At 31.1% G+C, this 10,901-nt stretch carries 10 protein-coding genes and 1 pseudogene; 9 read left to right on the forward strand and 2 right to left on the reverse strand.

The genetic code is table 11. The annotated features are described in order from the left end of the window. The first annotated feature begins 462 nt into the window (after positions 1–462). The 9 genes from Q5I67_RS10305 (at position 463) to Q5I67_RS10345 (ending at position 9,808) form a co-directional block, all read left to right on the forward strand. Positions 463–1,188: an MIP/aquaporin family protein gene (locus tag Q5I67_RS10305; RefSeq protein WP_296896684.1), complete on the forward strand. Its 726-nt coding sequence runs from the start codon at positions 463–465 to the stop codon at positions 1,186–1,188. Between the two features lie 58 nt (positions 1,189–1,246). Next, a complete protein-coding gene (glpK, locus tag Q5I67_RS10310; protein WP_296896682.1) occupies positions 1,247–2,740 on the forward strand; it encodes a glycerol kinase GlpK in 1,494 nt (497 codons plus the stop codon). Between the two features lie 258 nt (positions 2,741–2,998). After that, positions 2,999–4,606 (forward strand): anaerobic glycerol-3-phosphate dehydrogenase subunit GlpA, encoded by a 1,608-nt coding sequence (gene glpA, locus Q5I67_RS10315; protein WP_296896680.1) that lies wholly within the window; start codon positions 2,999–3,001, stop codon positions 4,604–4,606. Beyond that, the gene (gene glpB, locus Q5I67_RS10320) at positions 4,603–5,865 is read left to right on the forward strand and encodes an anaerobic glycerol-3-phosphate dehydrogenase subunit GlpB (protein ID WP_302487263.1); all 1,263 of its coding nucleotides are present in this window, start codon (positions 4,603–4,605) and stop codon (positions 5,863–5,865) included. Before glpA ends, glpB begins: the two co-directional genes overlap by 4 nt. Before the next feature lie 3 nt (positions 5,866–5,868). Then, on the forward strand, positions 5,869–7,080 hold the full coding sequence (locus tag Q5I67_RS10325; protein ID WP_296896676.1) for an anaerobic glycerol-3-phosphate dehydrogenase subunit C: 1,212 nt from the start codon (positions 5,869–5,871) through the stop codon (positions 7,078–7,080). Between the two features lie 219 nt (positions 7,081–7,299). Continuing rightward, entirely contained in the window at positions 7,300–8,295 is a 996-nt protein-coding gene (gene dhaK, locus Q5I67_RS10330; protein ID WP_296896674.1) for a dihydroxyacetone kinase subunit DhaK, read from the forward strand. Positions 8,296–8,316: 21 nt separating this feature from the next. Continuing rightward, positions 8,317–8,949, forward strand: a complete 633-nt coding sequence (gene dhaL, locus Q5I67_RS10335; protein WP_296896672.1) for a dihydroxyacetone kinase subunit DhaL — start codon at positions 8,317–8,319, stop codon at positions 8,947–8,949. A gap of 3 nt (positions 8,950–8,952) precedes the next feature. After that, positions 8,953–9,348 (forward strand): dihydroxyacetone kinase phosphoryl donor subunit DhaM, encoded by a 396-nt coding sequence (gene dhaM, locus Q5I67_RS10340; protein ID WP_296896669.1) that lies wholly within the window; start codon positions 8,953–8,955, stop codon positions 9,346–9,348. A gap of 19 nt (positions 9,349–9,367) precedes the next feature. Continuing rightward, positions 9,368–9,808 carry a desulfoferrodoxin family protein gene (locus Q5I67_RS10345; protein WP_296896667.1) on the forward strand — a complete coding sequence of 147 codons (441 nt, stop codon included), beginning with the start codon at positions 9,368–9,370 and terminating at the stop codon, positions 9,806–9,808. Positions 9,809–9,884: 76 nt separating this feature from the next. Here Q5I67_RS10345 and Q5I67_RS10435 read toward each other — a convergent pair. Next, positions 9,885–10,170 (reverse strand): annotated as a pseudogene (locus Q5I67_RS10435) (CatB-related O-acetyltransferase); the annotation flags it as partial. 199 nt (positions 10,171–10,369) lie between these two features. After that, positions 10,370–10,555 (reverse strand): CD3324 family protein, encoded by a 186-nt coding sequence (locus Q5I67_RS10355; protein WP_302487265.1) that lies wholly within the window; start codon positions 10,553–10,555, stop codon positions 10,370–10,372. Positions 10,556–10,901: the final 346 nt, after the last annotated feature.

Consider the following 10,901-nt stretch of genomic DNA (forward strand, 5'->3'; position numbering starts at 1 on the left):
TCAAGAACTTTTTTTATTTATTTTTTGTTTTTAACAATTTTCTTCTTTTTGAGTTACGCTATTCATTAGCGTGATAATTATTATATATGTTTTTTATATCTTTGTCAACACTTTTTTATATAAATTTAAAATTAAATATATAATTTTTTATATTTATTATAATGTAGGAATTTATCAAAAATATATAACAATACTTGTTTTATCTTATATTTTCATATTTTTACCATAATTTTTCTTTTTTATTTAATCTTTCTTAAAAACATAAAATTTCTAAAAAAAATTAAAAATTTTTCATTTTTTTAGAAGGAAATAAAAATAATGTATAGAATATTATTTATTGTCGATGTTATAATTAAGATAATTTAGAATTTATTGTCATTTTAATTCAAATTACTTAATATTTAACTTTATACATAATCTCTATAATCCAATATTATGTATTTAATACAAGGAGGTAAAAAAATGGAAAATGTCTTTGGTGAATTCGTCGGAACTGCTATACTCGTTATTTTTGGGTGTGGCGTAGTTGCTAATGTCAGCTTAAAAGGTTCTAAAGGCGAAAATAGTGGTTGGATTGTTATTACTGCTGGATGGGCTTTTGCTGTAATGTTAGGGGTATTTATGGCTACATCTTTAGGTGCACCACAAGGTGACTTAAATCCTGCTGTTACATTAGCAAAAGCAATGAATGGGGTATATACTCCTGAACAAGCTGTCGTTACAATGATCGCTCAAGTTTTTGGTGGTTTTGTTGGTGCTATTATCGTTTACCTTGCATATTTACCACATTGGGATTTAACTAATGATCCTACTGCTAAATTGGGTGTTTTCTCCACAATTCCTGCAGTTAGAAGCTATGGCAAAAACTTACTTTGTGAATTTATTGCTACTTTAATGCTTATCGGTATGATTTTTGCAATGTTTAACGCTAATAATGGTACATTCCCATCTGGTGTTGGCCCTTATTTAGTAGGTATGTTAATCTGGGCTTTAGGTTTAAGCTTAGGTGGTCCTACTGGATATGCTCTTAATCCTGCCAGAGATTTAGGTCCTCGTCTTGCTCATGCTGTTTTACCTATTCCTGGAAAAGGTAGCTCTGATTGGGCTTATAGCTGGGTTCCAATTGTTGGTCCTATGTTAGCAGGTGTTGTAGCTTATGTTTTTGCTAAAGCCGTAGGAATAATTTAAAAATTATCAAAAAAATGTTTAAATACTTAATAATTCCGAAAACTAGGAGGTCATATACATGGAAAAAAAATATATAATGGCATTAGATCAGGGAACAACTAGTTGTAGAACTATTTTATTCAATCACGATTCTGAAATAGTTGCTACTGCTCAAAATGAATTTACACAATATTTCCCTAAACCAGGTTGGGTAGAACATAATCCTAACGAAATTTGGTCCACTCAAGTAGGTACAATGTCAGAAGTAATCGCTAAAGCAGGCATCGATCCTCAGGAAATAGCTGCTATCGGTATTACAAATCAGCGTGAAACTACTGTAGTATGGGATAAAACAACTGGTCAACCTATTTATAATGCTATTGTATGGCAATCTCGTCAAACAATGGAAATCTGTGATGAACTTAAAGCTAAAGGTTTATCTGATATTTTCCATAAAAAAACTGGTCTATTGATTGATGCTTATTTTGCTGGAACTAAAGTAAAATGGATCTTAGATAATATCGTAGGTGCTCGTGAAAAAGCTGAAGCTGGAGATTTATTATTTGGTACAATTGATACTTGGTTAGTATGGAAATTAACTGGTGGTAAAGTACATGTTACTGATTATTCCAATGCTTCCCGTACATTAATGTATAATATCCGTGAATTAAAATGGGATGATGAACTCCTTGAATATTTAACTATTCCAAAATCTATGTTACCAGAAGTAAAACCATCTAGTGAAGTTTATGGTATGACTGTTCCAAGTGTTACACAAGGTGTAGAAATCCCTGTTGCTGGTATGGCTGGTGACCAACAATCTGCATTATTCGGTCAAACATGCTTTAAAGCTGGTATGGCTAAAAACACTTATGGTACTGGCGGATTTATGTTAATGAATACAGGTTCCCAGTTATATGATTCTAAAAATGGTTTGTTAACTACTATCGCTTGGGGATTAGATGGTGAAGTTGAATATGCTCTTGAAGGTAGTATTTTTGTTGCGGGTTCTGCAATTCAATGGTTGCGTGATGGTCTAAAAGTTTTAGATTCTGCACCAGATTCTGAATACTATGCTAATAAAGTAAAAGATTCCGATGGTGTTTATGTTGTTCCTGCATTTGTTGGTTTAGGTGCACCATATTGGGATATGAAAGCTAGAGGCGGTATTTTTGGTTTAACTCGTGGCACAACTAAAAACCATATCATCAGAGCTACTCTTGAATCATTAGCATATCAAACAAAAGATGTATTAGATGCTATGCAATCTGATTCTGGAATAAAACTCAATTCCTTAAAAGTAGATGGTGGTGCTGTAGCTAATAACTTAATGATGCAATTCCAAAGCGATATCTTAAATGTTGCTGTTGAAAGACCAAAAATCACTGAAACAACAGCTTTGGGTGCTGCTTACTTAGCAGGTCTAGCTGTTGGTTTCTGGAAAAACAAAGAAGAATTAGTTGATAGCTGGCAAATCGACCGTAAATTTGAACCAAATATGGATGAAAAAGCACGTAAAGAATTATATCTTGGCTGGCTAAAAGCTGTTAGACGCACTATGAATTGGCTTTAATTTTTAGATCCAATATATAATTAAAAATAAAAACTTAAAACTAGAGGTAGTATTATAATCTAAAATATCTATCTCTAGTTTTTTGATTTAAAGTAATATAGCAAAAATTAATAATTGTATATATAATATTAATATATTACTTTAGATTGTTGATATAAATATATTCATGCTTTATAATAAAATAGTAGTATTTATTAGATATTATTGAATATTTTACAAATAATAAGTATTTATTAAAAGGAGGCTAATAGAAAAGCTATGTTAAAAACAACAGTAGTAGTTATTGGTGGCGGCGTTACAGGTGTTGGTATCCTTAGAGATTTATCAATGCGTGGCGTAAAAGCTATTTTAGTAGAACGTGATGATTTGGGGTATTGGACAAGTTCTAGATATCATGGATTATTACATAGTGGAGGACGTTATGCAGTAAAAGATAAAGAAGCAGCTATTGAATGTATCCAAGAAAATACTATATTACGTAAAATAGGTAAACATTGTGTAGAAGCAACTGAAAGTCTATTTGTTAGAGCACCTGAAGATAGTGAAGAATTTGAACAAGAATGGGTAAAATCTTGTGCTGAATGCGGTATTTACGCTATTCCTATGTCTATGGATGAAGCTTTCAAATTAGAACCTAATTTAAGTCGTAAATTAGTATCTGCATATCGTTGTCCTGGTGCTGCCGTTGATGGATTCCGTTTATTATGGCAAACAGTAGCATCTGCTAAAAGATATGGTGGTCAATTTATGACTTATACTGAAGTCATTGGCATTGAAACTGTAAATGGCGTCGTTGTTGGTGTAAAAATCAGAGATAGATGGACAGGTAAAGAAGATAAAATTGCTTGTGATTATGTAATCAGTGCTGCAGGCTCTTTTGCTGGTGAAGTTGCAAGTTTAGCTGGCTTATCCGTAAATGTAAAACCTAGTAAAGGAACATTAATTGCATTTAATCACAGAATTTGTAATCATGTAGTTCATAGATTACATAAATCCTCTGATGCTGATATATTTGTTCCTCATGGTTCTATAACTATACTTGGCACTACTTCTATGGATAGTGCTCCTGACGATACAAGTACTGATACATCAGAAGTTATCGATATGATGAATGTCGGCAAAGTTACATTCGAAAACATATATGACTATCGTATCTTACGCGTATTTGCAGGAACTCGTCCTTTATACAGTGCAGATCCTAATGCTAAAGGTAGAAGTGCTTCACGTGGATTTGTTGCTTTAGATCATGCTCATGATGGTATAAAACATTTTATGAGCGTATGTGGTGGTAAATTTACAACATATAGATTAATGGCTGAAAAAGTATGCGATATTGTTTGTCCTCAATTAGGCGTACATGAAAAATGTAGAACAGCTGAAGAAGATTTAGTAGAAAATCCATCTGAAGATTTAATGAATAGAGCTAAAAAAGTTTTCCCTAGTTATGGTGCAGAATTAGCAGCATCTCGTTTAGGTAGTGAAAAATTAGAACGTGTTATTGACCGTATCGAAAAACAGCCTGAAACTAAAGAACTCGTTTGCGAATGTGAAAATGTTACTTTAGCTGAAATAGAAGAAATTGCTAAAGAACCAACAAGCCATACTGTAAGTGACGTTAGAAGACGTACTAGATTAGGTATGGGTACTTGTCAAGGAACATTCTGTGCATATCGTAGTGTAGGTGCTGTAGATAAAGATGGTATGCCATGGGCTAAAGATACTACTTATTTATTTAAAGAATTCTTAGAAGCACGTTGGAAAGGTATTCGTCCTGTATTATGGGGAAATATGTTCCGTGATATTGAACTTACACGTGCTATATATGATGGAGCATTAAATTTAACTGGAGTGGAAAATATAAAATGAGAAAAAGCGATATTTTAATTATAGGTAATGGAATATCTGGTTTATTTGCTGCTTGCGTTGCTGCTGACATGGGCAAAAAAGTTCAGATATTATCATATGGTGCAGGAACACTTGCTATTGCTGGAGGAATAATTGACGTTTTAGGATATGATGATGATGGAAAATTCGTCGAAAATCCTTTAAAAGGAATGGCAACTGTTGATAAAGAACATCCATATTCTAAAATTGATACTAATTTAGCTAAAAAAGCTTTAGATAAATTTATAGAAATAACAAAAGAAGGTAATTACGAATATATCGGATCCGTTGAAAAAAATATGTGGTTACCTACTGCTATTGGTAATTTTAAACCTACATGCTTAGTTCCAAAAACTATGAATGTAGAAAATTTATGGAAAGCTAAAAATGTCTTAGTTGTTGGCTTCGATGCAATGAAAGACTTTTATGCTCACATGGTTGTAAAAAACTTCAAACAGAGATTATCTGGTAAAAACATTGAAGAAGTTATCATCAAATTAAATTTTGAAAATGGTAGAGATTTCAGAGATATTTCTGCTATGGATGTTGCTAGATGGTTAGAAACAGAAAATGGCATAAATTCTTTTGTTAATCAATTAAAATCATATGTAAAACAAGATACAGCTATTGTTATTCCACCTGTATTAGGATTGGAACCTAATTATGATATCTTAAATACATTACAACAAAAATTAAATTGTTCTATTATTGAAGTTTCTTCTATTCCACCAGCTGTAACAGGTGTACGTTTAGACAAATTATTAACAGCATATGCTAAAAAACGTGGTGTTCAAATAATCAGAAAAGCACGTGTTGTTGATGCAGAAATTGTAAATGGAAAATGTGTCTCTGTTACAACAGAAGGATTTGACAGACAAAGAAAATTCTATGCTGATAAATTTATCTTAGCTACTGGCGGTGTTTATGGCGGTGGTTTAGTAGCAGATATTGGTAGCATGAAAGAACCTATTTTCAATATAGATATAACTGTACCTAAAGTACAAACAGATTGGTCATATAAACAATTATTTGCAGACAAAAAACAGATTTTTGCTAAATATGGTGTAAATACAGATGAAAATTTAACACCTCTAAATTCTGCTGGAAAGAAAATTGCTTCTAATGTAAAAGTTATAGGTAGATCTTTGTCAGGATATGATTTTTGTTATGAAAAATCAGGTAATGGAGTCGCTTTAATTACAGCATATAAAGCAGCTATTACATTGAGTGGGGAGGAATAATCAATGTCTACAAACAAAAAACATATAATAGATCCTGATAAATGTACTGCTTGTACAATATGTTTAACAGCATGTCCTGTAACAGCAGCAACAAGAAAATTTCGTGGCCCAAAAATGACTGGTCCAGCACTTACTCGTTTGAGAAAATTAGTATCTGATGATGATCCAATGTTAGATTATTGTTCTAACTGTAAAAATTGTGATTTAGTATGTCCATCTGGCGTTCCTATTTCTACATTAAATATGATAGCTAAAAGCGAATATTATAAAACACATGAACATAAAAAAGCCGATCATATGTTAGCTCATAGCGAAGGAATGGGAAAATTAATCACTTCCTTACCACTTGGTTCAACATTTTCTAACCTCGGTATGGCTATTGGTAAATCCATAGGTATGTTATCTGCTATGGGCTTAGCAAAAGACGCAAAAATGCCAACATATGCTAGTTCTTCATTTATTTCTAGATTTAAAAAAATTAAACAAACATCATATCAAAGAAAAGTTTTATTCTTCTCTGGTTGCTATATCAATTACAATCAGCCAGAAGTAGGTGTTGATTTAGTTAAAGTTTATCAAAAAAATAAAATTGAAGTAGCTATTGATGAAAACCTCGTTTGTTGCGGTTCTCCAATGGTATCTGGCGGATACATGGATGATGCTAGAGAAAATGCAAAGAAAAACGTTGCTATCTTAAAAAGCTGGGTAGATAAAGGATATGATATCATCACAGCTTGTACTAGTTGCGGTCTTATGTTAAAACAAGAATATCAGGAATTATTTGATTTCGAAGGCATGTCTGAATATGCTAGTCATATGTATGATTCTATGGAATATTTAGCTATGTTAAATGATCAAGGTCTTTTCAATACTGACTTTAAACAATCAACTAAAAAATATATCTATCATGCTCCATGCCACTTAAAAGTTCAAGCTATAGGATTACCAACAATGGAAATTTTACCTATGATACCTAATATGAAAATAGAAGAAGCCGATGCTGGTTGCTGTGGATTATCTGGTAGCTATGGTTTTAAAGAAGATAAATATGAAATCTCCATGAAAATTGGTTCTAAATTATTTAACCGAATTAAAAAATCAAATGCTGATTTAGGTGTTTGTGAATGTGGTATGTGCAGATTACAAATAGAAAATGGTACTGGATTACAAGCCGTTCATCCACTTACTATTTTAAGAGAAGCATATGGTTTATAATTAATAAAATTGTATAGCATATCGTTAATTACTTTAAGGGCCTATAAAGTCCTTAAAGTAATTAATTATTTAAAATATATTATTTAAATTTTCAAAAACATTGAAATAATATATTTTATTTTTATTTTAGAAGGATTTTTTTTCTATTTATAGAATAATTTAAATAGTGTAGTAAAAAATAATTATTATTAAAATAAATATAAAAAGGAGGCATCTTATATGAAAAAAATCATAAATAATCCCGATAATGTTGTTGATGAAATGCTAGATGGAATGGTTAAAGCACATCCCGACCTCTTAACAAGATTACCTGATTTAGATGTAATTGTTAGAAAAAATAAAAAAACTGATAAAGTTGCATTAGTTAGTGGCGGTGGAAGTGGTCATGAACCTGCTCATGCTGGCTTTGTCGGTGAAGGAATGTTAGATGCTGCTGTATCTGGTGCTGTTTTTACTTCCCCTACACCAGATCAAATTTACGAAGCAATCAAAGCTGTTAACACTGATAAAGGTGTATTATTAATCATAAAAAATTATACTGGCGACGTTATGAATTTTGAAATGGCCGAAGAATTAGCTATGGCTGATGGCATTAATATTGAAAAAGTCGTTGTAGCTGATGATGTTGCTGTTGAAAATAGTACATGGACAATCGGTCGCCGAGGAATTGCTGGTACTATTTTTGTTCATAAAATAGCTGGTGCTAAAGCAGAACAAGGTGCTTCTTTAGCAGAAGTAAAACAAGTAGCTGAAAAAGTTATCGCTAATGTACGTTCAATGGGAATGGCTATTTCTCCTTGTACTGTCCCAGCTGCTGGAAAAGAAAGCTTCACTTTAGCTGACAATGAAATGGAAATCGGCATGGGTATCCATGGAGAACCTGGCACTCATCGAGAAACATTAAAAACTGCTGATGAAATTGCTGAACAATTAGTAGCTAAAATATTAGATGAAAAAATATATACAGATGGTTGTGATGTAGCTGTATTAATTAATGGTTTAGGCTCTACTCCATTAATGGAACAATATATTGTTAGTAGAAAAGTAAATGATATTTTAGCAAAACAAGGTATAAATATTTTTAAAACTTATGTAGGTAACTACATGACCTCTTTAGAAATGGCTGGTTGTTCCATATCCTTACTAAAATTAGATGATGAACTAAAAAGCCTATTATTGCAAACAGCAAATACATCTGCATTAGTACAAATCTAATAACAAATCGAGGATATATATATGAATAAAATAAAAGATGCTATCAAATTTATTGGGACTGAAATTATAAACCAAAAAGATTTTTTAACTGAATTAGACCAAGCCATCGGCGATGGAGACCACGGAATTAACATGGCTAGAGGCTTTAATACTGTATTTAAAAAACTAGATACTATTGATGATAATAGTGATGCTAGTGTCATTCTAAAAACAGTAGGAATGGGTCTTTTATCTAGCGTCGGTGGTGCTTCTGGTCCTTTATATGGTACAGCATTCTTAAGAGCATCTATGTTATTAAAAAATCAATATTCTATTGATCTACCTTTAGCTATAGAACTAATAAATGCTGCTATAAAAGGTATTCAAGATAGAGGAAAAGCCGTCCAAGGTGAAAAAACTATGCTCGACGTTTTCATTCCTGTAAAAGAATCATTAATAAACTCTCAAAAAGCAAATGATGATATCTTAACTGCTTTACAAAAAGCTGTAGATGTTGCTCACGAAAATGTAGAACATACAAAAAACATAATTGCCACTAAAGGCAGAGCTAGCTATTTAGAAGAAAGAAGTTTAGGACATCAAGATCCAGGTGCTACATCATCATCTATCATGCTAGAAAGTTTATATAAATATTTAAAGGAAAATAAGGAGTAAAATATGGTTGGTATAGTTATAGTATCACATAGCTCTAAAGTTGCAGAAGGCATAAAAGATATAATTTCCCAAATGGTAAAAAATTTCCCATATTTAGAAGTTGTTGGTGGAACTGCTGATGGAGAAATCGGCACAGATCCTATGGCAATACAAGAAGCAATAGAAAAAGTTAACGACAATGATGGTGTTATTGTATTTGCTGATTTAGGTAGTGCTATAATGAGCATTGGTATTGCTAAAGAATTATTACCTGAAGAAATAGCAAATAACGTATATTTAGCTAACTCTCCATTGATAGAAGGTGCAATTGCCGCTACTATCGAAGCTTCTTTAGGATCTAATTTAGACAAAGTTTTACAAACAGCCAACGATGCCCGTAATTTAGATAAAACATTATAATATAAAGGAGAATATTATTATGAAAGACTTATTAATTTATACATGTGACATTTGTGGTTACGTTTTAGAAGTTATTGATTCTGGTAAAAGAACAATTATTGAATCTGGTACTGGATACAGCAAAACATTAACAGTAGCTGATGCACAACTGATATGCTGTGGAAAACCAATGAAACTATTAAGTGCAAATACAGTAGATGCTTCTCATGAAAAACATCTTCCTGTAGTAAAATTTGAAGATGATAAAATCATCGTAAAAGTTGGCGAACTTCCTCATCCAATGACTGAAGAACATTATATAAAATGGATTGCTGTATTATATGGAAATAAAGTTCAACATATTAAATTAGATCCAACTGATTCTCCAGAAGCAATATTCTATGTAGGAAAAGCAACAAATGTAAAAGTTTATGCTTATTGTAATTTACATGGCTTATGGAAAACTGAAGCTTCTAAATAATATATTTTAAATTTATTACCCCTTTGAAATCAAAATACATCTTTTAAAATAATATTATTTTAAAAGATGTATTTTTTTAATTTAATCTATTTATATCACCAGATTGTATTGCTGATATATTTCGCATTATTTTTTCTTTTGGCCAATCCCACCATTTTAAAAATTTTAATTTATTAATAATATCTTCAGAAAATCTCTTTCTTATAACTCTAGCTGGGTATACCACCAACAATACTATATGCAGGAATATCTTTTGTCACCAATGCCCCCGTCCCAATAATTGCGCCATCGCCAATTTTTACACCTGCCAAAATTATTGCCTTATAACCAATCCAGACATCATTACCTATTACAATATCGCCTTTATTATCCCACCCAGATGTTACATCTTTTTTATTCATATTCCATTCCTCAAATAAAAGTGCAAAAGGATATGTAGATAACTTTCATATACTAATAATACGCTAGTGAAATTATTTATTCTATACTATGAATAATACAGAATTAATTTTGCTAAAAATAAAAGGCTCAGCTTATTTTATTAAACTGAACCTTCTATTTTTATTTTTTATATAAAATTTTTCTAATCGTATCTATAGATAAATAATATTTTTGAGCTAAATCTTCTATAGAAATACCTTGCTTATAATCATCTTTTATTTTTTTATTTCTATTTTTATATTCTTGTTTTATTCCAGAAATTGCTCCCCAGGATTTATAATTTTCTTTTTTTATAGGAATATAAATATAATTACCTTAAATATATTTTTGTATTTCTTCTATTAGTTTTTCTGGTAATATCACATTTGCATTAATATATTTCATTATGGCTCCCCCTTGATAATATATCAAGAAACAAAGCCAATATATTGTGACTTTTATTACTCCATACAATAGTCACAAATAATCAGCTTTGTATGGAGTAATTTTTGATTATTTTTCATAAATAGCAACCCCTATTATTTATAAATAAAAAAAGTATAAAAATATTTTTTAAGAAAATATTTCTATACTTTTATAATATCATATCTAAATTTTAAATATAAAGAAAAAAGCACTGAAATACTTCAGTGCTTTTTCTTAACTGGCAACT

The organism is uncultured Megamonas sp. (genome assembly GCF_958438645.1).
Taxonomy (GTDB): domain Bacteria; phylum Bacillota; class Negativicutes; order Selenomonadales; family Selenomonadaceae; genus Megamonas.